This is a genomic window from Bacillus sp. TH25, from assembly GCF_016650935.1.
Taxonomy (GTDB): domain Bacteria; phylum Bacillota; class Bacilli; order Bacillales; family Bacillaceae_G; genus Bacillus_A; species Bacillus_A mycoides.
Genome location: NZ_JAEKEU010000039.1, coordinates 526,141 through 549,309, shown reverse-complemented (window position 1 = coordinate 549,309; position 23,169 = coordinate 526,141). Strand labels below are relative to the sequence as shown.

Sequence of the window (23,169 nt, the reverse complement as noted above, 5' to 3'; positions counted from 1 at the left end):
CACAACGAAAAAAGTTATACTATCTCTTAAATATTATATACTAAATATGCTATTCGAAAAAGAAAGTATGTAAAAAGGACCGTATACGGCCCTTTTTATATTTGAAACTTATCAAGTTGTTCCAAGAAACGCCTTGTTTTCAAATAAATTCCACAATATTCGTCATAATATGTATTCAATACTGTGCGCATTTGTTTTTTTGTACTATCCTTCACCGATACATTACCGAGCCGGTGTAAATCAAAGTGAAAAAAGAGACGTAATAATTTATGAACAGCCTCTCCCACCGGAATACGATACGGATCTTGCTCCGCATGACGCGAGCACAGAAAACCGCCTTCCCGGACAGAGAAGGCGACAAAATCTGTTTCTTGATGACAAATAGCACATGTATCAAAGTACGGGCGCATCCCTAATACCGGAAGCATTTTCGTTTGATAAATTAATGATAATACTTCTGGATCAACACCCTCACACATATAATGCAACGTTTGATATAACATTTCAAATAAATACGGATTATGCTTCTTATCTTCTGTTGCTTTATCGGTTAATTCAATAATAAATGATGCATAAGCAGTTAAAAATATATCCCCGCGAATTTCTTTCATAGATGAAATAATCTCGCCTTGTTGCAAAGTTCCAAGTCCAGATCCCATTTGAATAAGAAAATGACCATGTGTCATAAGTTGCGAAATAGCTGCTAACCGACTCTTCGGCTTTTTCGCCCCTCTTGCCATTGCACTTACCTTACCAAATTCCCGTGAGTATATTGTAACAATCTTATTTGTTTCTCCGTAATCTGTCGTACGGATAACAATGCCCTCAACTTTTTGAAACATGTTCGTCACCATCCAAGGTTTGAACAAAACGGGTCAAGAAATTGGAGAGTCTAGATGCGCTAACTCCTCTTCATGTTGATCCATCTCATCGTTTACGTCTTTTTCCATTTCTTTCAAAAGCAAATACGTTTCAATGCTTCCTGTTTTGGAGAAAAACTTCCAGGTAAAATCTAGCATAAGAATCCACCTTTCTCAATAAGCGTAGCCTATAAACCAATTTCTTTTGTTGTTATTAAGTTGACCCATTTTGTTCATTTTCATGTGAGAAAAATTTTTCCTAATTTATCAAGGTTCATAAAAACCAATAATCAGCGGATGAACAAAACATCCACTGATCACAACTTTACTTCATATTAATACTCGTCTTCACGGAAACCAAGGTCACGAAGCTGTGACATCTTATTACGCCAATCTTTTTGCACTTTCACCCATACTTCTAAAAATACTTTAGAACCAAGAAGTGCTTCAATGTCAAAACGAGCTCTCTTACCGACTTCTTTTAACATCTTCCCTTGCTTACCTATAATAATCCCTTTTTGTGATGCACGTTCAACAACAATCGTTGCGTTTATATAAACCGCTCCGCCCTCACGCTTTTGAATTGCATCAATAACAACCGCTACAGAATGCGGTACTTCTTCACGTGTTAAATGTAATACTTTTTCACGAATAAGCTCTGAAATAATAAATCGCTCTGGATGATCCGTTACTTGATTATCCGGGTAATATTGCGGTCCTTCTGGTAAATACTTTTTAATTGCTCCGATTAACGCTTCAACGTTATTACCGTCCAATGCAGAAATTGGCACAATCTCCGCGAACTCATATAATTTACGATATTGATCAATCAACTCCAGCAATTGCTCTGGATGAAGTTGGTCAATTTTATTAATTACCAAAAATACCGGTTGTTTCGTTTCTTGTAATTTCTCAATAATAAATTCCTCACCACGACCATATCCTTCAGTTGCATTGACCATAAACAAAACAATATCAACTTCTTTTAATGTCGTTTGAGCCATCTTCACCATGAAATCGCCTAGTTTATGTTTAGGTTTATGTATTCCTGGTGTATCAATGAAAACTACTTGTGAATCATTTTCTGTATATACACCTTGAATTTTATTACGAGTTGTTTGTGGCTTATCGCTCATAATGGCAATTTTTTGGCCAATAATACGATTTAAAAATGTAGATTTCCCAACATTCGGTCTGCCAATAATAGAGACAAAACCTGATTTATAACCTTTTCTATTCATGTAAATCCTCCGCTAAAAATGCTCCTGGTAACAATTCTCCGACTGTTGTCTCTTGAACATCACCATGTAAGTTTGATAGGTATACTTTCGTATCCTGTTTACATAATTCTATCATAACTTGTCGACATGCTCCACAAGGAGGTACTGGACGCTTTGTATCCGCTACGACTGCAATAGATACAAACTCGTTATCCCCTTCAGAAATTGCCTTAAATAATGCTGTTCTTTCTGCACAATTACATAAACCATATGATGCATTTTCAACATTACATCCACGATATATTTTCCCATCCTGAGTTAGTAAAGCTGCACCTACTTGAAATTTAGAATATGGTACGTACGCTCGTTTACGCGCTTCGGTTGCTTCTTGAATTAATTGTTTGCTATTCATATTCCCGCATCCTTTCCGTTCATAGATGTGAATAGATACACTCTTTCATTAAAGGCCTTCACGGCGCTCCCAAAGCTTAATAAAAGCTTCGGAATGCAACTATACCATATACGGTAAAAAGATAATAGCACCAATTACAGCAGCTATAATTGCAAATAATAAAACTGCCCCTGCTGCAACATCCTTTGCAATTTTTGCAAACGGATGAATATCGGCGGTTGCTAAGTCTACTGTTTTTTCAATAGCCGTATTCACCATCTCTAAACTCATTACAATCCCTATCACAATAAGTACTACAATCCATTCCATTGTTGTAATATGGAAATAAAAGCCGCAGCATATAACGATGACTGCGGCTAAATAATGAATTTTCATATTTCGTTCATGACGAAGACAAAAGTATATACCAGCTATAGCATATCCAAAACTATCTAAAAGTTTTCCTGTTTTCATCGTCCTAATCCAAAGGCCTCTAAAATTTCTTTTTGTCTTCCAAACATTTCTTTCTCATCTTCTTCTGTCATATGATCATAACCAAGCAAATGCAAAAAGCCATGTAGTGCTAAAAATCCAAGTTCTCGATCAAAAGAATGTCCATATTCTTCAGCTTGTTCTTTTGCTCTTGGAATAGAAATAATAAGATCTCCTAACATACGCGGCATCTCTGCACCGACAATTTCCATTTCGCCTTCTCCCATTTCTTCCATAGCAAAAGAAATAACGTCCGTAGGCTGATCCTTATCTCGGTAATCACGGTTTATTTCACGAATACGTTCATTATCTACAAATGTAACCGATAATTCTGCGCCTTCTTCTATGTTCTCCATTTGGGCTGCTTTCTCTACTAAACCTCGAATCAAACTTATATATTCGTCTTTCACTTCTTCTGTTTCATCAATAAAATCAATTAATAAACTCATTCTTTCTCCTTTTCTTCCGGCGGTTCCGGATATGTAATACGGGAATGGAAAATACCATTTAACGTTTCACATAACGTTTTTCCAACGATTTGTAGTTCCTTAAATGTCAAATCACATTCACTAAATTGACCATCTTGCAGGCGATCTTTAATAATACTTTGCACTAAATTATTAATCTGATCTGGTGTTGGATGGTTCATCGAACGTACCGCCGCTTCCACACTATCAGCAATACCAACGATCGCCGACTCTTTAGAAGTTGCTTTTGATCCTGGATAGCGGAACATTTTCTCCGTATATTTCTCTTTATCTTCTTTAATCGCATTATAATAAAAATATTTAAGTAACGTTGTACCATGATGCTGTCCAGCAATATCGATAATTTCTTGAGGTATATGGTGTTCTTCTAACATTCTCACCCCATCGGTTACATGAGCAATTATAATATCTTTGCTCGTTACAGGGTCTAATCTATCATGCGGGTTTTCAATACCCATTTGGTTTTCAATAAAAAATTGTGGTTGTACCGTTTTCCCTACATCATGATAATACGCCCCTACACGCGCTAATACTCCATTTGCTCCAACTGCTTCACAAGCAGCTTCTGAGAGATTAGCTACCATTACACTATGATGATATGTACCTGGTGCTTCTAATAAAATTTTACGCAAAAGCGGGTGATTCGGACTTGAAAGTTCCATCAATTTCATACTCGATACAATCCCAAGACCACTTTCTAAATACGGTAAAATCCCCATAGCTAGAACAGAAGAGATAATACCCGAAACAGCAGCCATTAATAATTGCACCCCAATTTCAAGAGGCGAAAAATTCCCGTTACGTAATAATAGCAAAGCCGCTAATACGACTACATTTAATACAGAAACGAGTATACCAGCTTGTAAAATCATCGTACGACGATTTTTTTCTCTCAAGAAAATACTAACTGATAATGAACTTAATAAAACATAAATCCCCACACTATAATTCAGTGTACTCGTTACACCTTCATTAAACATAATACTTCCGCATACAGAAAAGATCATACTCGTTAAAAATACAAATCGATCACCAATCATTAATTTTACAAGTATTGTTCCCATTGCAACTGGAACAACATACGCGATTCCTGCATACTCAAGCTTTTGAAACAAACTAATGATTTTCATTAAAACAATCGTGATAGACAAAATTGTAATATACGCTAAGACATACGGCCTATCTTCTCTTTTCCGCTGTAAAAACACTTCAAACTGCTTATGCATAAAGTACAATAGCACACCAATGAGTACCGCTAACCCAACATAGGGTTGAAAACTGTTCCCTTTTTCTAACAGGCCAACTAATTTCAACTGATTGTACATATCACTTGAAATCGTTTCACCTTCTCTAACAAGGACTTGCCCTTGAAGAATATAAACAGGTGGAACTAAATCTTCTTCCGCTTTTCTCTTCTCTTTTGTTAAGGTCGGATCATAAAAATAGTTTGCAGAAATCGCATATTTCCCTAACGCCTTAATAGATTCCTTTAAACCATTATCAACATTAACACTATTCATCTCACTTACATATCGTTCCTTCGCATCCTTCAATTCATCCATTTTAACATGCTCAGTCATGATACTATTAATAGCTGTAACTGTTGCATCTTTCGCTAATACTAATTGGTTCGAATCTGCATTAATTAAGTTTAGTAAGTTTGAATCAGATAATTCTTTCGTTAAATCAGTAGGCAATTTTTTTTTCAACTTGTCCACTTTTTCAGCATCAGTAATCTTCTTTTGCTCATCCGGTCCAACCGCTTTAATCTCTTGTATCACTTCATCTACTTTAGCAAAGACGTCATTCACAATATCCACTTTATTTTGTTTATACTCACTTTTATATGTATACTGATCTTCAACTTTTGTAGCGGCTTCTTTTTTCTTTTTGTCCGTTGTAACTTTATCTTCAATTTTAATAGGAGAATGGATTGTTTTTTTCGCAATAGAATATGTTGTAACATCTAATTGCTCTGGTTTTACATTATTCATAAGTGCAAAAAACAGCACTGCCCCTAATAAAACGTAAGAAATCCAACTTAGTTTTTTCGAATGTTGTAAATTACGAAACCACTTAGAAATTTCTTGAGATCTTGACATGATTTCAATACCTTCTCCTCTCCAGAAATAAAGTGAAACTATTTATAGCTTTCATTTCTTCTAGGTAACGATACTTTTTGGACAACATTTTTATCCACTATCACCTATAGTTTATTTCCCTCGTCTTTAATGATAGTAAAAAATATGCCATTCGCCAACCTTATCATACAAAAAGAAATGACCCTGACAAATAGGATCATTCCATTTTATCATATGCCTCAATAATACGTTGCACTAATGGGTGTCTCACAACGTCTGTTTGTTCCAGTGTTATGAACGAAAGACCTGATACACCAGATAAAATATTAGCAGCAATAGAAAGACCTGACTTTACCCCTTTTGGCAAGTCTACCTGTGAGGGATCCCCCGTAATAACCATTTTAGAACTAAAACCTAATCGTGTTAAAAACATTTTTATTTGAACACCAGTTGTATTTTGCGCCTCATCTAATATAACAAATGAATCATCAAGAGTACGCCCTCTCATATAAGCAAGAGGTGCAATTTCAATTACACCACGTTCCATCATACGTTGTGTATATTCTTGTCCAAGAATATCATGTAACGCATCATATAGTGGACGTAAATACGGATCTACTTTTTCTTTCAAATCACCTGGTAAAAACCCTAAGCTCTCTCCAGCTTCTACAGCAGGTCTTGTTAAAATAATTTTCTTTACATACCCTTGCTTTAAAGCTCTCACAGCCATTACTACGGCTAAGTATGTTTTTCCTGTCCCAGCAGGTCCTATCCCAAATACAATATCATTCTTTTTCATTGCATGAATATATCGTCTTTGCCCCATCGTTTTCACACGAATGGATTTACCTTTTGCCGTTTTAAAAATTTCCTCTTCATATAATTCTTCGAATTGAGTAATTTTCCCTTGTTGCCCAAGCTGAATCGCATACGCAACATCTCTTTCCGAAATTGATACACCTTTACGGATAACAACAAGTAACTGTTGTAAGATTTTTTCTACGAGCACCACAGTTTCATCTGCCCCAGATACACGAACAGATTCTCCTCTAGTCACAATCGATACACTAAGTTCTCGTTCAATTACTTTTAAATGAGCATCATTTACCCCAAAAAGAGCGATTGCTTCGTTGGGATTTTCCAATTGTTGGTTCATTTCTACTAATTGTTCTGCCATTACTCAGTCTCCTTGAATATCGGATTCAGATATTGGTTGTGGCTCTGCAATATTTTCAATCACTGTATAATGTAATGTGACCTTTAGGTGATCCGCCTCAACCTCTTTACTCAAAATGTTATCACTTACAATCATAGCATGTTCATCCAATTTTTTCTTCAGTTCTTTTTCTGCCATCTCTTTCGCTACTTTCATTGCTTGTTTTTCGGTATATTCTCGGTTCGCTTCTTCCTCTTCTCGTACAATATCTTTCTCGTATGCAATTGGTAATGTAAATCCAAATAATTTCACATCATGTTTTACACTTTCAGTACGAGAGCGCTTATACTTATCCTGTAGAAATCCCCATATTTTTATTTTAGTACTCCCAAATTTAAGGAAATATTCATTGTATGAATTACCAGTATACACTTGAAATTGTGTCTTTAACGGAACATCCACCTCAGATTTATACCACGTTTCTCCATATACAATCCCTTTAGCCGAAACAACTGTCGGATTCTCCTCATTACCATACATCCCGGATACGAGAAGTTGCCCCTTTTCCACATGGTCATTTTTCATGACAACCGGCTTCCCAACTTCCACAAATGTTTTTGTAATAATCCCTTCTTTTTTTGCTACTAAGTTTTGTGGCTGTTGTTCACTTTCTTTTTTCGGTTCATTTTTTTCAACAATCTTAAAATGATATGTTGTCCCTCTTATTTCTAATCCCGCCCAAGTAATCGCATTAATATTGTCTGTCAAATGACGTTGAACATCTTCTACACTCGGCATTTGGAATTGTAATTTACCTTTTTTTATACCCATTTTATCCAATTCTTTCATCAATATATATTCTGTTTCAGGTTTTGCCCCTGTAATTTCAATTTTCCACACCATATTTGACAATGCGATCATTCCGAAAAAAATATTAAAAACCCAATTAAAAATCCACTATTTTTAATTACACGCTTATTCCAAAAAGGAAAACCGTAACGTCCAATAAAATATAATTTACATTCATTTTTTCTATAAATTGGTTTTATCTTTTTTACATCTCGTAATAACATACAAAAAACTAACGTTTCATCAGCTATCTTCTTTACATCCCAAACGAGTAATTTCTTCCGCACACACTCGTTAACAAAGCGTTCCGCTCCTCTACCTTCAATTCGCACCTTTACATACCCAAGCCATTTTATAAACCATTTATTTTTCATCGACTATCTCCACTACCTTTCTAAAAGTAGATACACTACTTTTCAATTCGATTATCAAACTAGCTCGTACTAAAATTAGCAGATTCCTTGATCCTCACTAATTATTAACCTTCACGAGCCAGTTTTTTACGTGGAACTCAATTCCCACCTATCCTCTTTGTACGAACCGAATATTGAGGCCAGAACGTTACCGCCTGTTAATACAAGGTAACGAAGAAAAACTTCACAAACGGAAGTTTCTCCTCACTCCTCTTTCTTTTCATTTTCTAAAAACGTCACTTGTTCAATAATCCCTTCAAGCAACAGTTCTTCTGGAAGGATTGTTTTAATAACAAAGGATTGACCTTTAATTAATAATTGACCATGTTTCAATAGCAATCTTACCTCTTTATCTGAAAACACTAATAATCCTCGATGATTTTCTATATAGATATGTACTTGCCCAACAAGCGTGATCCGAGGTAGATCCATTAACACATCCACTGGCAGGTCTATTTGCTTCGTTAACCAATTCTTCATTTGTTCTATTTTTTTCATCTCAAAAGACCCCCTCTCATCCCATATGTATGAAAAAAGAGCTTGTAATATCACGTCCAAACTGAAAAAAGCATAAAAAAACGTCTCATACGAAATGAGACGCTTTTTTATGCTAATAGCTGGATAACCAGCTTATTCACAAGTGATCCGTCTGTTTTACCTTTTACTTTCGGCATAACAGCAGTCATCACTTTACCCATATCTGCTTTAGATGTAGCACCAACTTCAGAAATAACTTGCTTAATTATATCCGCTAGTTCTTCTTCTGTTAATTGCTCCGGCAAATATGCGCTTAAAATCTGAATTTCACTTTGCAGTTTATCAACAAGGTCTTCACGACCAGCTTTTTTAAATTCAAGGAGGGAGTCCTTATACTGTTTTACTTCACGAGCTAAAACTGTTAATTCCTCTTCTTCAGTAAGAGTATGTTGCAGTTTAATACCTTCATTTTGTAAAGCAGCCTTAACCATACGAATAACGGTTAATTTTTCTTTTTGTTTATTCTTCATCGCTTGTTTCATATCATCGTTTAAACGACCGAGAAGACTCATAACTTACACCCTCTCTTAGAACTTACGCTTTCTTGCCGCTTCAGATTTCTTCTTACGTTTTACACTTGGCTTTTCATAAAACTCGCGCTTTCTTGCTTCAGCAAGTGTACCAGTTTTAGAAACCGATCTTTTAAAACGGCGAAGTGCATCCTCCAAAGACTCGTTTTTACGAACGACTGTTTTTGACATTCTCTTTCCCTCCCTCCGAAACATCACACTTACATACTAATTTCAGCATGCAAAAAGAAACCCTTCTTCAGCATGTCTTTTACGATTATAATACATTTTATCACTTCAGGTCAACTATTTGGCAGAATAAAAGAAGAATAGATGCCCTTACCTGTTCAAAAGCTATGTAGATAGCTATTATCCTTTTCCCCTGAAGAAAACTATATTTTTTATCATAACACCTTTTTTAATACAAGAAAGCATTAAATAACTACTCATTCAACGTACCTGCCTTTTCAGTACTTAACTTCTCCACAAAAAAAAGAAAGCATGCAAATCGTTTCCGTTTGCATGCTTTTTTATCCCGCTATTTGCCAGGACAGTAAGACCCCACCTCAAAATTCAGCGAAAGCAAAGAACTTAGGCGGGGGTCAGGCTGATAATCAGCGGGGATGAACACCCCCCCACTGATTAAAGTTTCATTTTATGCGCTTGCTGATTCTTTTTTTACATCATCTTCAAGAACACGAACAAACTGCGCTTCGTTATATGGATAACCAGCTTTTGTAATTTTCACTTTTACTAGCTTACCAATCAATTCTTCAGATCCTTCAAACACAATTTTTAAGTAGTTATCTGTATAACCTACATATAAACCTTCACGGTCACCATCTTTAAATGTCTCTTCCGGAATGATTTCAAGTACTTCACCTTCAAATTTAGAAGCATACTCTTTCGCTAATTGATTTGATAGCTCAATTAGACGGTGAACACGATCGTTCTTCACGTCTTCAGGAACTTGATCTTCCATACGTGCTGCTGGAGTACCTGTACGTTTCGAATAAGGGAAAACGTGTAATTCAGAGAAACGATTCTCTTTAATGAAATTGTACGTTTCCATGAATTCCTCTTCTGTTTCGCCTGGGAATCCAACAATTACGTCTGATGTAATCGCAAGACCTGGTAACGCTTCTTTCAAACGATCTAAACGCTCTTGGAAAAATTCCATCGTATACTTACGGCGCATACGTTTCAATACAGTATTAGATCCTGACTGTAATGGAATATGCAAGTGACGTACAACTACTTCTGATTTATCTAACACTTCAATTACTTCATCAGAAATTTGACTCGCCTCAATAGAAGAAATACGAAGGCGTTTCAATCCGCCTACTTCCGCTTCCATATCGCGCAGTAATCCAGCTAAGTTATACTCTTTTATATCTTCACCGTATCCACCTGTATGAATACCTGTTAATACGATTTCTTTATAGCCCGCATCTACTAATTGCTGCGCTTGTTTAATAACTTCTTTTCCATCACGAGAACGCATTAAACCACGCGCCCAAGGAATGATGCAAAATGTACAGAAGTTATTACAACCTTCTTGTATTTTTAAAGATGCACGTGTACGGTCCGTGAAATATGGTACATCGAGCTCTTCATATACACGTGTTTTCATAATATTGCGGACAGCATTAATTGGTTGACGCTCTTTACGGAATTCTTCGATGTATCCTAACATCTTCTCACGATCTTGCGTACCAACAACAATATCTACACCTGGAATCGCCATAATTTCCGCTGGAGATGTTTGTGCATAACATCCAGTTACACAAATTACCGCATCTGGATTTTGACGTACAGCACGTCTAATTACTTGACGGCTTTTTTTATCTCCAGTATTCGTTACTGTACATGTGTTAATAACGTATACATCAGATTTTTTTTCATATTCAGTTCTTTCATAACCACCTTGTTTAAACAATTGCCAAATCGCTTCTGTTTCATAGTGGTTTACTTTACAACCTAACGTGTGGAACGCAACAGTTGCCATTGATTATCACCCCATCAATTCAAAATGATAAGAAGCGGCACTTAACGCATAAAGCGGAGCCGTTTCTGTTCTTAAAATTCTTGGTCCTAAACTACATGGTACAAATTTATGTTCACGAAGTGCGGTTATCTCTTCCTCCGCTAAACCGCCTTCTGGTCCAAATACAATCAGCAGCTTTTGGCCTGGTTTAATCGTCGCTAAAGCTTTCGCAAAATTAGATTTCTCACCTTGTTTCGCTTCTTCTTCATACGCAACAAGACAAACATCATACTCGCTACTCATCGACAGCAGTTGTTTAAATGATGAGGGAACGTGTACTTCTGGAATTTCACTTCTATGCGATTGTTCCGCAGCTTCTTTTACAATTTTTTTCAAACGCTCAACTTTTTTATCTGCTTTTTTCGCATCCCACTTTACAATAGATCGAGATGCTTGAAATGGTAAAAATGCAGCTGCCCCAAGCTCAGTTCCTTTTTGAAAAATTAACTCTAGCTTGTCTCCTTTCGGCAGTCCACTTGCAATCGTCACGAACACAGGAAGTTCGCTTGACGCCTCTACCCATTCTACAATAGTGGTATCCACAAATTCACTGGTAATTTCAGCAATTGAACACTCTGCTGTTTTACCATTTACACAGCAATAAATGTGGTCACCAGCTGACATACGCATCACTCTTGCGATGTGATGGACATCATCACCCATTATGCGAATACTTGTCTCATTTACATATTTCTCTTCTACAAAATAACGTTGCATATAATCACCTTAGTAGAGTTTCGTTCCTTTCGTAAGTCAACACTTACGAAAAGAACGAAACGTTATCATTTTCATATAACAAACGGCAAGTCCCTCACCTTATACGGTGAGAGACTCCCCTGTTCTTTATAGACTAAAATCTATATTACGCATTTCGTGCAATAATTGCTACCCAATCTTCCATTCGAAGTACTTCTTCAATTGAAAATCCAGCTGTTTCTAACGCTTCAGAAATTACTTTTTCTTTCGCCCCAATAATACCAGATGTAATAAATAATCCACCTGGCTTCACAACTCTCGCTGCATCTTCAGGGAATAGTAGAATAATTTCCGCTAGTAAATTTGCTACGATTAAATCAACTGGACCTTCAATACCTTCTAATAGACTATTCTGTCCAACATTGACAATGTCATCTGTTTTATTTAAGCGCACATTCATTTCTGCACTTTCAACTGCAACTGGGTCTAAATCATACGCTTGAACAGAAGCCGCACCTAATTTTGCCGCAGCAATACTAAGTACCCCCGAACCTGTCCCCACATCAATCACAGTATCACCTGGCTGAACCGTTTTTTCTAACGCACGAATACACATCGTCGTTGTTGGATGTGTCCCTGTACCAAACGCCATACCTGGATCTAATTCAATAATTTTTTCATCTGGAGAAGACGGTGTATACTCTTCCCACGTCGGCACAATTGTGAATGTATCAGAAATTTGAACTGGATGATAATACTTCTTCCAAGCAGTAGCCCAATCTTCCTCATCGACTTCATTAATTGTAATAGTTCCTTTACCAATTTCGATGTCGAAAGATGGTAGTGCATCAATAGATGATTTTACACCTGCAACCGTTTCGTGTAAAGAATCCGTTTGTGGGAAATATGCTTTTACCAAAACACCCTCACTTGGATATTCATCTGGGTTAAGTGCATAAATCTCACCGTATTGTTGCTTGCGCTCTTTCGTCAACTCCGCTGGGTCCTCAATCGCAACCCCGCTAGCGCCTGCTTCATGCAAAATATGAGAGACAGCTTCTACTGCTTCTTCTGTTGTATGAATACTAATTTCTGACCATTTCACAATTTACCAACTCCATTTTTTATTTCCATTATTCCCCTTTGAAAGCACGTTTAAGCTTTCTGAATAAGCTATCATCCTGCTCTTCTTGCCCTGCAAATTCACGCAATAAATCTTTTTGATGTGAAGTTAATTTCGTCGGCACAACAACACGAACGACTACATATTGATCTCCTTGACCATATCCACGTACGTTCGGAGCACCTTTTCCTTTTAAGCGGAATTCTGTTCCTGTTTGTGTTCCTGCTGGAATTTTCAGCTTCACTTTGCCATGAACGGTAGGAACTTCTACTTCCGCACCAAGTGCCATTTGCGCAAATGTTATTGGCATTTCGCAAATAATGTGATCCCCTTCGCGTTCAAAGAATTCATGATTTCTCACATGAACAACAACATATAAGTCACCTGCCGGTCCGCCATTTACGCCTGCTTCACCTTTTCCAGATACACGAATTTGTTGACCATTATCGATACCCGCTGGAATTTTAACATTGATTTTTTTACGTTTACGAACTTTACCAGAACCATGGCATGTCGTACATTTCTCTTTAATCATTTGACCTGTTCCTGAACAATGTCCACAAGCTTGACGGTTTACAATACGCCCAAATGGTGTATTTTGTTCTACACTTACTTGCCCTGATCCTGAACAATGTTTACATGTTTCTTTTGAAGTCCCTGGTTTTGCTCCACTACCCTTACAAGTATCACATGGATCCTCCACTGGAATCTCAACGTTTAATTCTTTACCAAAAATAGCTTCTTCAAACTCTAAAGTAACTTGATATTGTAAATCAGCACCTTGACGTGGAGCATTTGGATCACGACGTCTTCCGCCGCCACCGCCAAAGAATGAACTAAAGATATCTTCGAAACCGAAGCCACCGCCGAAGTCTCCTCCGCCACCGAAACCTTGATTCGGACCCGCGTGACCAAATTGATCATACTGCGCGCGTTTTTGATCGTCACTTAATACTTCGTATGCTTCTTGTACTTCTTTAAACTTTTCAATTGCATTTTCTTCTTTACTTACGTCTGGATGGTACTTTTTAGCCAAACGACGATACGCTTTTTTAATTTCATCTTTTGAAGCGCCCTGGCTAAGTCCAAGGACCTCATAATAGTCTCGTTTATTCATAAATTTGCAACCCCCGAATCTTTCACATAAACGTAATTTTAACACCGAAAGAAAGTGCTTTGCAACAAAGTTTCCTCACTTACAATATGCAAAATAAAAAACTTAAGATCCTCACACATTTCTTCTTATTCGTGAAAAAAGCCAAAGCCAAGGCACGCTTGACTTTGACTTTTTGTCATCTTACTTATTTTATTTCACTGTATTACTTGTCTTCTTTTACTTCTTCAAACTCAGCGTCTACTACATTATCTTTTTTCGCGCCAGCGTCTTGTGCTCCTTGTGCACCTTCTGCTTGCCCTGCAGCCGCTTGAGCTTGCTCGTATAATTTAACAGTTAATTGTTGTACGATTTCTTGAAGAGCATCTTTTTTCACACGGATTTCTTCAAGTTCGTTTTTCTCGATTGCCGCTTGTAATGCTTCTTTCGCTTCCGTTGCTTTCGCTACTTCAGCTGCATCTACTTTACCTTCTAAATCTTTTACAACTTTGTCTGTTTGGAATACAAGTTGGTCAGCTTCGTTACGAAGTTCAACTTCTTCCTTACGTTTTTGGTCAGCATCAGCATTTGATTCAGCTTCTTGTACCATACGATCTACTTCTTCATCAGAAAGACCTGAAGAAGATTGGATTGTAATAGTTTGCTCTTTGCTTGTTCCTAAGTCTTTTGCACGTACGTTAACGATACCGTTCGCATCAATATCGAATGTTACTTCGATTTGTGGAATTCCACGTGGTGCTGGCGGAAGGTCTGTTAATTGGAAACGACCTAACGTTTTGTTGTCAGCTGACATTGGACGCTCACCTTGTAGTACGTGAATGTCTACCGCTGGTTGGTTATCAGCAGCTGTTGAGAATACTTGTGACTTACTTGTCGGAATTGTAGTGTTACGCTCGATTAGTTTCGTGAACACACCGCCCATAGTTTCAATACCTAAAGAAAGTGGAGTTACGTCTAATAATAGAACGCCCTCTACATCACCAGTAAGTACGCCACCTTGAACTGCAGCACCTAATGCTACAACTTCATCTGGGTTTACACCTTTGTATGGCTCTTTACCAGTTTCACGTTTAATTGCTTCTTGTACAGCTGGGATACGAGTAGATCCACCAACAAGGATAACTTTATCTAATTCGCTTGGAGCAAAACCAGCGTCTTTTAATGCACGACGAGTTGGCTCTAATGTTCTTTCAACAAGACCAGCTGAAATTTCTTCGAATTTAGCTCTTGTTAACGTTAATTCTAAGTGTAATGGGCCAGCAGCTCCAGCACTAATGAATGGTAATGAAATTTGTGTTTGTGTTACACCAGAAAGATCTTTCTTCGCTTTTTCAGCTGCATCTTTCAGACGTTGAAGTGCCATTTTATCTTGGCTTAAATCAATGCTATTTTCTTTTTTGAATTCAGCTACTAAATGATCGATGATAACTTGGTCAAAGTCATCTCCACCAAGACGGTTGTCACCAGCAGTTGAAATAACTTCGAATGTGCCGTCTGCTAACTCAAGGATAGATACATCAAATGTACCGCCACCTAAGTCATATACTAAGATTTTTTGCTCTTCATCTTGTTTTTCTAAACCGTAAGCAAGTGCTGCGGCTGTTGGTTCGTTAATGATACGCTCAACTTCTAAACCAGCGATACGACCAGCATCTTTCGTTGCTTGACGCTCTGCATCGTTGAAGTATGCAGGTACTGTAATAACAGCTTTCGTTACTGTTTCACCTAAGTATGCTTCAGCAGAAGCTTTTAAGTTTTGTAAAATGATTGCAGAAATTTCTTGAGGTGTAAAATCTTTACCTTCAACTTCTACTTTGTAGTCTGTACCCATGTGACGTTTAACAGACATGATTGTATTTGGGTTTGTAATTGCTTGACGCTTCGCAACTTCCCCAACTTGACGCTCTTCATTTTTGAAAGCTACAACAGAAGGTGTTGTACGGTTTCCTTCTGGATTTGGGATAACCTTTGGTTCTCCACCTTCCATAACAGCTACACAAGAGTTTGTTGTACCTAAGTCAATACCGATAATTTTACTCATGGCGATTCCTCCTACTTTTATGTAAATTATTGATTTACTTTTACCATTGATGGGCGAATCACACGGTCTTTTAGTTTATAACCTTTTTGGAATTCCTCCACAACCGCGTTTGATTCAAATTCACTGTCTTCGACTTGCATAATAGCTTGGTGCTCATTAGGATCAAACTGTTTACCAACAGATTCAATCGCTTCAACACCTTCTTTAGTCAGCGCTTCTAGCAATTGACGATGCACCATTTCCATACCTTGTAACAAGGATTTCGTTTGCTCATCAGTTGTTTCCACTTGCATCGCTCTTTCAAAATTATCAAGAGCTGGCAAAATATCTGAAACTAAACTTTGTGCTCTATATTTTTCAGCAGCCTGTTTATCCATTTGGACACGGCGCTTATGATTTTCAAAATCAGCTTGTAGACGTAATGTGCGACCTTCCGTTTCCGTTAGTTTCGCTTGTAACTCATCTACTTTTTCTTGTAAAAGAGCAGCCTCACTTTTTTCTTCTACAGCTTCTTCACTGTTTTCTGGCGTGACAGCTTCTTCAACTTGCGCTTCTTTCACTTCTTCTACCACTTGTTCGTTACGCTCTTCCACAATTTTCACCTCCTTAAAAGGTATTAGGTATCACGCTTTGCACGATTACCTAAGCATTATATATTACACACAGCAATGAAATTTCCATCACTTGAGCGAATGTATTACTCTCATTTACTTTTTAAGTCCGTCTGTAAATTGTCTTGTAAATAACTGCAACAAACTAATTACACGAGAGTATTGCATTCTCGTCGGACCTAAAATCGCAATTGTTCCTAGTTGCTCTTCTCCAATCGAATATGTTGCAGAAATTAAACTACAATCTTCCATAGCTATTGAAGAATTTTCCCTACCAATTTTCACTTGAATACCAACTTGTTTATGACGCAAAATATCATAAAACTCAGCTTCGTTATCAATCATCGTCAGCAAGGATCTTACTTTTTGAATGTCATGGAACTCTGGTTGCGAAAGCATATTTGCTTTCCCTCCAAAGTATATCTTTTCCGATAAAGGAACTTGAAATGTACCATCTAACATTTTTATTGCACTATCGTAATTATGAACATACCCACGCAAGACTGTAACAATCTCTTTAAAGATTTTATTATGAAGTTCTGCCATAGGTATACCAGATAGCTTTTCATTTAAAATATTAACCATTTTTTCTAAATCTGATAAATCAACAGATTCCGGAACGGTAATCGTTTTACTTTGCACATGCCCTGTATCTGTTACAATAATAGCGACTGCTGTTTGACGATCAAGCGGTACAATTTGTACATTTTTAAGTTTATTTGTGCTCAATTTCGGACCAAGAACAATGGCCGTATAATTCGTAAGCTCTGATAAAATTTGAGCTGATTGTTGTGCAATTTTTTCTGCTTCAAAAATTCTTTCAGCAAATAAATCTTTAATTTGTACAATTTCATCGGTCGGTAAGTTTTGCGGCGCTAAAAGATGGTCTACATAAAAACGATACCCTTTTTCAGAAGGAACACGCCCAGAAGAACTATGCGTTTTTTCAATAAATCCTAGTTCTTCTAAATCAGCCATTTCATTTCGAATAGTAGCTGAACTAAACGTAATTTCATCTTTCTTAGCCAACGTCCTCGAACCAACTGGTTGCGCTGATCCAATAAAGTCATCAACAATTGTTTGTAAAATTAAGAGCTGACGTTCCGTAAGCATCTCATCATCACCTCTGTTAGCACTCTTTGTCTTCGAGTGCTAAATCTATTAATAACTTACCAAAATTGACATTCAATTGTCAACGGAAACGTCACGAAATAACGAAACTTTTTCACGCTTATGGCACATTTAATTAATCAATCAAAAATGACTGGAATACTTCATTCCCTAATAGTTTCCCTTTCCTCGTTAAACAAACATGTCCATCTCTGTTTTCAAGTAATCCTTGTTCTTGATTACTTTGTAACTGCTTTGCAAAAACATGATCCATCTCCACATTAAATTTCTTTTGGAATTCTAACTTAGAAACACCTTTTGTTTTTCGAAGTCCTAAGAACAACTCTTCTTCCATTTTTTCTTTCTCTGTCACTGGGTGAACATCTAAATATGGAAATCCTGTCTCATCAATTTTAGTGAAATATTGCTTGAGCGGACCTACATTTTGAATTCGTTCCCCGTTCACATAGCTATGCGCTCCAGCTCCAAATCCATAATACTCTTCATTATTCCAGTATGTGAGATTGTGTCTACTTTCATTATTACCTTTTGAGAAGTTACTAATCTCATACTGGTTATAACCATGTTTCTCCATTTCATCCATTACCATTTCGTACATTTTCGCTTCATGGTCTTCACCTGGAAGTCTTAATTTCCCTTTATTCATTAAGTTATAAAATACGGTTTTCGGTTCCACAATTAAGGAATATGCCGAGAAATGTTGTACACCAAGCGTAAAGGCAACGTCTAATGTTTCCTTTACATCTTCTATCGTCTGTCCTGGCAGAGCATAAATTAAATCTACATTAATATTTGTAAAACCGACTTCCTGCGCTTCTCGAATTGCTAGGAATGCATCTTCTCTCGTATGCCTGCGTCCAATCTTCTCAAGTAGCTCATCACGAAACGTTTGCACGCCAAAACTAATTCGGTTTACTCCACCTTCTAGCAATACGTTCAATTTCTCTTTCGGTAAATCACCTGGATTCGCTTCAAATGTTAATTCACAATTCGGCGCAAATGGACGCAAACGACGGTTAATGATGTCGAGTAGTTTTTTTGTCTGTTCCATATTTAATGCCGTCGGAGTTCCTCCGCCAACAAAAATCGTTTTCATACTTTCAAACGGTACTTTTTGAACCGTATTTATTATTTCTTTCTCTAAATATTGTAAGTATTGATCAACCGGTTGGCGTTCAATAAATACTTTATTAAAATCACAATAGTGACAAATATGCTGACAAAATGGAATATGAATATATGCAGCTTGTACCAAATATAACTCCTACCTTTCTAAAAAGAAAACCTCCGCACTCCGGAGGATTCTTTACTTCTCTACTGTATTACGGATTTGTTCCATTCGCATTTTTCCCCAATCATACATCATTTCAACGATCGGTAAAAGCGACATACCTAATTCCGTCATATAGTACTCAACACGCGGAGGAATTTCCGGGTATACCGTTCGATCAACAATCCCGTCCTCCATTAACTCTTTCAATTGATTTGACAACACTTTATGAGAAATGCTCGGGAACAGACGTTGCAATTCACTAAAACGATGCGGACCTTCCACACCTAAGTGCCACAATATCACAACTTTCCACTTCCCACTAATTATAGAAAGCGTCAGTTCCTTTTCGCAATTAAAATTACCTTTTTGTATTTTCTCTCGAATATCTTTTCGAATATTTTCGGACATTAATAGTCTCCTAACTCTATATCAATCACTAAAAAGCTCTCTCACTATTGTAAATGAGAGATGCTAAGATGTCTAAAAAGTAGCATATAAAAAAGAAGCCGAACGAACGGCTTCTACTTTTATCACGATTGGTGCGGGCTAATAATTAGCGAAGAATAGAAAAATCTCCACTAATTATAGTTCACTCCATTAGTTATCATCCATTTTCAGTACAGCCATGAATGCTTCTTGCGGCACTTCTACAGAACCAACAGACTTCATACGTTTTTTACCTTCTTTTTGCTTATCAAGAAGTTTACGCTTACGAGAAATGTCACCACCGTAACATTTTGCAAGTACGTTTTTACGCATCGCCTTAATTGTAGAACGAGATACAACTTTATTTCCGATAGTCGCCTGAATTGGCACTTCAAACTGTTGTCTTGGAATTAATTTCTTTAATTTCTCTACAATTACTTTACCACGGTCATACGCTGAATCACGATGTACAATAAATGATAAAGCATCCACTTGTTCATTATTTAAAAGAATATCCATTTTCACAAGTTTAGATGGTTTATAACCAATTAACTCGTAGTCAAATGATGCATATCCTTTCGTATTTGATTTCAATTGATCGAAGAAATCATATACGATTTCTGATAACGGGATTTCATATGTCAATGTAACACGTGTTTCATCTAAATATTGCATATCAATAAACGTTCCACGTTTCCCTTGGCAAATTTCCATTACAGCTCCAACATAGTCATTCGGAACCATAATTGCAGCCTTCACAAACGGCTCTTCTACACGATCGATAGTCTGTGGATCTGGCATATTAGATGGATTATCAACAATAAAATCTTCACCGTTTGTTAAATACACTTTATAAATAACGCTTGGCGCTGTTGTAATTAAGTCAATCTTGAATTCACGTTCAATACGTTCTTGAATAATCTCCATGTGAAGCAGCCCTAAGAAACCACAACGGAAGCCAAAACCTAAAGCTTGAGATGTTTCAGGCTCAAATTCAAGAGCAGAATCATTCAATTCTAGTTTTTCTAACGCATCACGTAAGTCGTTATAACGTGCAGAATCGATTGGATATAAACCACAGAATACCATTGGATTTAATTTACGATACCCTTTTAACGGCTCTACAGCCTGACGTTTCGCATGTGTAATCGTATCACCAACACGTGTATCGCCTACGTTTTTAATAGATGCTGCTAAGAAACCTACATCACCTACTGTTAACTCGTCACGTTGCGTTGTTTTTGGTGTAAACACACCTACTTCTGTTACTTCAAATTCTTTTCCAGTTGCCATCATACGTACTTTATCGCCAACTTTTACCGTTCCATTTACAACACGGATATATGCAATTACACCACGGTACGGATCATATAAAGAATCGAAAATCATACATTGTAACGGCTCTTCTGAATCACCTGTTGGAGCTGGTACCTTTTCAACGATTTGTTCTAAAATATCTTCAATACCAATGCCAGCTTTCGCTGAAGCAAGTACAGCTTCCGATGCATCTAAACCAATTACATCTTCTACCTCTTGACGTACGCGTTCTGGGTCTGCACTTGGTAAGTCGATTTTATTAATAACTGGTAAGATTTCTAAATTATTATCAAGCGCTAAATATACGTTCGCTAATGTTTGCGCCTCAATTCCTTGCGCTGCATCCACAACAAGAATTGCACCTTCACAAGCCGCTAAACTACGAGATACTTCGTACGTAAAGTCGACGTGTCCTGGAGTATCGATTAAGTGAAGAATATACTCTTCACCGTCTTTCGCTTTATACGTTAGTTGTACTGCATTTAATTTAATTGTAATACCACGCTCACGCTCCAACTCCATAGAGTCAAGCAATTGCGCCTTCATTTCGCGCTGTGCCAACGCGTTTGTTTTCTCCAAAATACGGTCTGCCAACGTTGATTTCCCGTGGTCAATGTGAGCAATGATGGAGAAGTTACGAATTTTGGACTGTCTTTTTGCTCTTTCTTCTTTATTCATCTATGTTCTCAACTCCTAATAGTCTCGCCAATATACACTAGCACTGATTATATCAATAGAGCAGCAAAGATTCAATGAAAACTCGTGCTGCTTACAATACAAATCACTCTATCTATATCTTATGCGAACAAACCATAAGAGACAAACCTTTTTCAAATTAAAAGACAGCTCTCTTACAAACATAAGACAACCATCCTTCCCGCTACCCTTAACTAAAAATTCCTTTTATTGCCCCAACAACTATATCCGTTCCAAACTTTGTCATATTACGAGCAACACTTGCTATCGCCATACCGATACCTTCTACAACATTAAAACTTCTTAAGCTTTCTAACTGTTTTTGTTTTTCAATAGCCGAAAACGTCTCTCCCGAAATTCCGGGTTCAGCCCCAGCGCCTTCTGTTCCTGTCATATGAGCAATTTGTTCATATGACAGCTGACGATATCCCTTCATACTTTTTAGACCATGATTAGCGAGTCCCACTCCAGCTATCATCATAAGCAAACATAAGACTGTACCGCATATACATAACAGCGTAAATTGACTCAAGCTATTTCTGCCTCTTTCCATCAATGTGTATATGCCCCTGTATTATCCTGATCAATCTGATGATGCAGCGCTGCATTTAAACCGCTGGCTATTACATTTGCCATATCCTCAATAAACGCATCTACTTCTTTTGGAGTTACCATTAAATTATGACCAAGAGGAGATAACACTTCATAAATTAACTTTCTCTTTTCCTCTTCTTCTAACGTACCAATAGCTCCTAAAAACATATTTCGACTCTTTTCATCTGGCATATCTTCTTCTGTTAATTTTTTCTTTTCTCCAAATGTAAAACCTGCTGGCAATAAAGAGCGTGACGGTTTGTTTCCTTCTTTCAGTTCTCGGCCAAAATGTTTCAAAATAAAATCAATTGTATCACTCGTAATCGAAACAGCATCTACCACAGTTGGCACACCAATTGCGATAACAGGAATACCTAATGTTTCTTTACTTAGTTCCTTACGCTTATTCCCAACACCAGATCCTGGATGAATTCCTGTATCAGAAATTTGTATCGTACTATTTACTCGTTCAATAGAACGCGCAGCTAATGCATCAATTGCGATGACAAAGTCTGGTTTTGTTTTCTCAATAATTCCGTAAATGACATCGCTCGTTTCAATCCCTGTAATTCCCATTACCCCTGGACGAATGGCACTAACAGGTCTAAACCCTTCTTCCACACTTTCAGGCTGCAATTTAAACAAATGTCTCGTCACCAATACGTTCTCTACAACTATCGGTCCGAGTGCATCCGGCGTTACATTCCAATTCCCAAGACCTACGATTAAACAACTCGCTTCTTTTGAAACTCCAACCTCTTCTAAGAAATAAGAAAATTCTTTTGCAAAAATACGCTCTACCTTTTGCTGAAGTTCCGTATCTTGTTGTCGTATACCTTGCACCTCAAGAGTTAAATAACTTCCAGGTTTTTTCCCCATCGACTCAGATGCAATTTCATCAATAGTTACTTTTGTAATTGTAACTCCCTCTTCTTCCCTCTCTTTTACAATAACTCCCTGTATCCCTTTTTGTTCTTCTTGGCGCTCTTGTAGCATTTGGTGCGCCTCTACAGCAAGGTCAGTTCTAACACTATATTTACTTAAATCTAATGGTTCTTTCATCGTATCTCCTCCGTAATTCATAGTAAATATCGTTAGATTTCC

The 23,169-nt window shown here is 37.3% G+C and carries 23 protein-coding genes and 1 pseudogene; all 24 read right to left on the bottom strand.

Translation table 11 applies throughout. The features are described 5' to 3' along the window. Positions 1-95 precede the first annotated feature (95 nt). The gene (gene recO, locus JFT89_RS26680) at positions 96-842 is read right to left on the bottom strand and encodes a DNA repair protein RecO (protein ID WP_016096103.1); all 747 of its coding nucleotides are present in this window, start codon (positions 840-842) and stop codon (positions 96-98) included. 33 nt (positions 843-875) lie between these two features. Beyond that, on the bottom strand, positions 876-1,019 hold the full coding sequence (locus JFT89_RS26675; protein WP_000883924.1) for a YqzL family protein: 144 nt from the start codon (positions 1,017-1,019) through the stop codon (positions 876-878). Positions 1,020-1,195: 176 nt separating this feature from the next. Next, on the bottom strand, positions 1,196-2,101 hold the full coding sequence (gene era / locus JFT89_RS26670) for a GTPase Era (protein WP_002088672.1): 906 nt from the start codon (positions 2,099-2,101) through the stop codon (positions 1,196-1,198). Further along, positions 2,094-2,492 carry a cytidine deaminase gene (locus JFT89_RS26665; RefSeq protein ID WP_002067177.1) on the bottom strand — a complete coding sequence of 133 codons (399 nt, stop codon included), beginning with the start codon at positions 2,490-2,492 and terminating at the stop codon, positions 2,094-2,096. Before JFT89_RS26665 ends, era begins: the two co-directional genes overlap by 8 nt. Positions 2,493-2,591: 99 nt before the next feature. Further along, complete coding sequence (locus JFT89_RS26660) at positions 2,592-2,945, bottom strand: diacylglycerol kinase family protein (RefSeq protein ID WP_002088673.1); 354 nt, start codon at positions 2,943-2,945, stop codon at positions 2,592-2,594. Continuing rightward, a complete protein-coding gene (ybeY, locus tag JFT89_RS26655) occupies positions 2,942-3,412 on the bottom strand; it encodes an rRNA maturation RNase YbeY (protein WP_002088675.1) in 471 nt (156 codons plus the stop codon). Before ybeY ends, JFT89_RS26660 begins: the two co-directional genes overlap by 4 nt. Next, entirely contained in the window at positions 3,409-5,553 is a 2,145-nt protein-coding gene (locus JFT89_RS26650) for an HD family phosphohydrolase (RefSeq protein ID WP_002067173.1), read from the bottom strand. The genes ybeY and JFT89_RS26650 overlap by 4 nt, the downstream gene beginning before the upstream one ends. A gap of 196 nt (positions 5,554-5,749) precedes the next feature. After that, the gene (locus JFT89_RS26645; protein ID WP_002067172.1) at positions 5,750-6,709 is read right to left on the bottom strand and encodes a PhoH family protein; all 960 of its coding nucleotides are present in this window, start codon (positions 6,707-6,709) and stop codon (positions 5,750-5,752) included. 3 nt (positions 6,710-6,712) lie between these two features. After that, a pseudogene (yqfD, locus tag JFT89_RS26640) lies at positions 6,713-7,911 on the bottom strand (sporulation protein YqfD). A 243-nt stretch (positions 7,912-8,154) separates the two neighbouring features. After that, positions 8,155-8,448: a sporulation protein YqfC gene (gene yqfC, locus JFT89_RS26635; RefSeq protein ID WP_002067170.1), complete on the bottom strand. Its 294-nt coding sequence runs from the start codon at positions 8,446-8,448 to the stop codon at positions 8,155-8,157. A gap of 107 nt (positions 8,449-8,555) precedes the next feature. Further along, the gene (locus JFT89_RS26630) at positions 8,556-8,999 is read right to left on the bottom strand and encodes a GatB/YqeY domain-containing protein (RefSeq protein WP_000054578.1); all 444 of its coding nucleotides are present in this window, start codon (positions 8,997-8,999) and stop codon (positions 8,556-8,558) included. Positions 9,000-9,014: 15 nt separating this feature from the next. Continuing rightward, the gene (gene rpsU, locus JFT89_RS26625) at positions 9,015-9,188 is read right to left on the bottom strand and encodes a 30S ribosomal protein S21 (RefSeq protein ID WP_000048061.1); all 174 of its coding nucleotides are present in this window, start codon (positions 9,186-9,188) and stop codon (positions 9,015-9,017) included. A 463-nt stretch (positions 9,189-9,651) separates the two neighbouring features. Beyond that, positions 9,652-11,004, bottom strand: a complete 1,353-nt coding sequence (gene mtaB, locus JFT89_RS26620) for a tRNA (N(6)-L-threonylcarbamoyladenosine(37)-C(2))-methylthiotransferase MtaB (protein WP_002067163.1) — start codon at positions 11,002-11,004, stop codon at positions 9,652-9,654. A gap of 6 nt (positions 11,005-11,010) precedes the next feature. After that, the gene (locus JFT89_RS26615; protein WP_002015195.1) at positions 11,011-11,760 is read right to left on the bottom strand and encodes a 16S rRNA (uracil(1498)-N(3))-methyltransferase; all 750 of its coding nucleotides are present in this window, start codon (positions 11,758-11,760) and stop codon (positions 11,011-11,013) included. A gap of 145 nt (positions 11,761-11,905) precedes the next feature. Continuing rightward, a complete protein-coding gene (gene prmA / locus JFT89_RS26610) occupies positions 11,906-12,844 on the bottom strand; it encodes a 50S ribosomal protein L11 methyltransferase (protein WP_002067162.1) in 939 nt (312 codons plus the stop codon). A 28-nt stretch (positions 12,845-12,872) separates the two neighbouring features. Next, positions 12,873-13,979, bottom strand: coding sequence for a chaperone protein DnaJ (dnaJ, locus tag JFT89_RS26605; RefSeq protein ID WP_002015197.1), 1,107 nt, complete (start codon positions 13,977-13,979; stop codon positions 12,873-12,875). Between the two features lie 202 nt (positions 13,980-14,181). Further along, on the bottom strand, positions 14,182-16,017 hold the full coding sequence (gene dnaK, locus JFT89_RS26600) for a chaperone protein DnaK (protein ID WP_002015198.1): 1,836 nt from the start codon (positions 16,015-16,017) through the stop codon (positions 14,182-14,184). Positions 16,018-16,043: 26 nt separating this feature from the next. After that, positions 16,044-16,610 carry a nucleotide exchange factor GrpE gene (grpE, locus tag JFT89_RS26595; protein WP_002138384.1) on the bottom strand — a complete coding sequence of 189 codons (567 nt, stop codon included), beginning with the start codon at positions 16,608-16,610 and terminating at the stop codon, positions 16,044-16,046. 114 nt (positions 16,611-16,724) lie between these two features. Beyond that, positions 16,725-17,741: a heat-inducible transcriptional repressor HrcA gene (gene hrcA, locus JFT89_RS26590; protein WP_002067157.1), complete on the bottom strand. Its 1,017-nt coding sequence runs from the start codon at positions 17,739-17,741 to the stop codon at positions 16,725-16,727. A 133-nt stretch (positions 17,742-17,874) separates the two neighbouring features. Next, positions 17,875-19,014 carry a radical SAM family heme chaperone HemW gene (gene hemW, locus JFT89_RS26585; RefSeq protein ID WP_002088689.1) on the bottom strand — a complete coding sequence of 380 codons (1,140 nt, stop codon included), beginning with the start codon at positions 19,012-19,014 and terminating at the stop codon, positions 17,875-17,877. A 51-nt stretch (positions 19,015-19,065) separates the two neighbouring features. Continuing rightward, positions 19,066-19,440 carry a winged helix-turn-helix transcriptional regulator gene (locus JFT89_RS26580; protein WP_002015203.1) on the bottom strand — a complete coding sequence of 125 codons (375 nt, stop codon included), beginning with the start codon at positions 19,438-19,440 and terminating at the stop codon, positions 19,066-19,068. A 189-nt stretch (positions 19,441-19,629) separates the two neighbouring features. Beyond that, positions 19,630-21,453: an elongation factor 4 gene (gene lepA, locus JFT89_RS26575; protein ID WP_002067153.1), complete on the bottom strand. Its 1,824-nt coding sequence runs from the start codon at positions 21,451-21,453 to the stop codon at positions 19,630-19,632. 208 nt (positions 21,454-21,661) lie between these two features. Beyond that, complete coding sequence (locus JFT89_RS26570; protein WP_033707185.1) at positions 21,662-22,024, bottom strand: DUF3679 domain-containing protein; 363 nt, start codon at positions 22,022-22,024, stop codon at positions 21,662-21,664. Next, the gene (gene gpr, locus JFT89_RS26565; protein WP_002088693.1) at positions 22,024-23,127 is read right to left on the bottom strand and encodes a GPR endopeptidase; all 1,104 of its coding nucleotides are present in this window, start codon (positions 23,125-23,127) and stop codon (positions 22,024-22,026) included. Before gpr ends, JFT89_RS26570 begins: the two co-directional genes overlap by 1 nt. Positions 23,128-23,169: the final 42 nt, after the last annotated feature.

What these genes read in the sequence shown, in the direction of transcription:
- recO (WP_016096103.1), bottom strand. Translation starts at nt 842, where the DNA reads ATGTTTCAAAAAGTTGAGGGCATTGTTATCCGTACGACAGATTACGGA.
- JFT89_RS26675 (WP_000883924.1), bottom strand. Translation starts at nt 1,019, where the DNA reads ATGCTAGATTTTACCTGGAAGTTTTTCTCCAAAACAGGAAGCATTGAA.
- era (WP_002088672.1), bottom strand. Translation starts at nt 2,101, where the DNA reads ATGAATAGAAAAGGTTATAAATCAGGTTTTGTCTCTATTATTGGCAGA.
- JFT89_RS26665 (WP_002067177.1), bottom strand. Translation starts at nt 2,492, where the DNA reads ATGAATAGCAAACAATTAATTCAAGAAGCAACCGAAGCGCGTAAACGA.
- JFT89_RS26660 (WP_002088673.1), bottom strand. Translation starts at nt 2,945, where the DNA reads ATGAAAACAGGAAAACTTTTAGATAGTTTTGGATATGCTATAGCTGGT.
- ybeY (WP_002088675.1), bottom strand. Translation starts at nt 3,412, where the DNA reads ATGAGTTTATTAATTGATTTTATTGATGAAACAGAAGAAGTGAAAGAC.
- JFT89_RS26650 (WP_002067173.1), bottom strand. Translation starts at nt 5,553, where the DNA reads ATGTCAAGATCTCAAGAAATTTCTAAGTGGTTTCGTAATTTACAACAT.
- JFT89_RS26645 (WP_002067172.1), bottom strand. Translation starts at nt 6,709, where the DNA reads ATGGCAGAACAATTAGTAGAAATGAACCAACAATTGGAAAATCCCAAC.
- yqfC (WP_002067170.1), bottom strand. Translation starts at nt 8,448, where the DNA reads ATGAAAAAAATAGAACAAATGAAGAATTGGTTAACGAAGCAAATAGAC.
- JFT89_RS26630 (WP_000054578.1), bottom strand. Translation starts at nt 8,999, where the DNA reads ATGAGTCTTCTCGGTCGTTTAAACGATGATATGAAACAAGCGATGAAG.
- rpsU (WP_000048061.1), bottom strand. Translation starts at nt 9,188, where the DNA reads ATGTCAAAAACAGTCGTTCGTAAAAACGAGTCTTTGGAGGATGCACTT.
- mtaB (WP_002067163.1), bottom strand. Translation starts at nt 11,004, where the DNA reads ATGGCAACTGTTGCGTTCCACACGTTAGGTTGTAAAGTAAACCACTAT.
- JFT89_RS26615 (WP_002015195.1), bottom strand. Translation starts at nt 11,760, where the DNA reads ATGCAACGTTATTTTGTAGAAGAGAAATATGTAAATGAGACAAGTATT.
- dnaJ (WP_002015197.1), bottom strand. Translation starts at nt 13,979, where the DNA reads ATGAATAAACGAGACTATTATGAGGTCCTTGGACTTAGCCAGGGCGCT.
- dnaK (WP_002015198.1), bottom strand. Translation starts at nt 16,017, where the DNA reads ATGAGTAAAATTATCGGTATTGACTTAGGTACAACAAACTCTTGTGTA.
- hrcA (WP_002067157.1), bottom strand. Translation starts at nt 17,741, where the DNA reads ATGCTTACGGAACGTCAGCTCTTAATTTTACAAACAATTGTTGATGAC.
- JFT89_RS26580 (WP_002015203.1), bottom strand. Translation starts at nt 19,440, where the DNA reads ATGTCCGAAAATATTCGAAAAGATATTCGAGAGAAAATACAAAAAGGT.
- lepA (WP_002067153.1), bottom strand. Translation starts at nt 21,453, where the DNA reads ATGAATAAAGAAGAAAGAGCAAAAAGACAGTCCAAAATTCGTAACTTC.
- JFT89_RS26570 (WP_033707185.1), bottom strand. Translation starts at nt 22,024, where the DNA reads ATGGAAAGAGGCAGAAATAGCTTGAGTCAATTTACGCTGTTATGTATA.
- gpr (WP_002088693.1), bottom strand. Translation starts at nt 23,127, where the DNA reads ATGAAAGAACCATTAGATTTAAGTAAATATAGTGTTAGAACTGACCTT.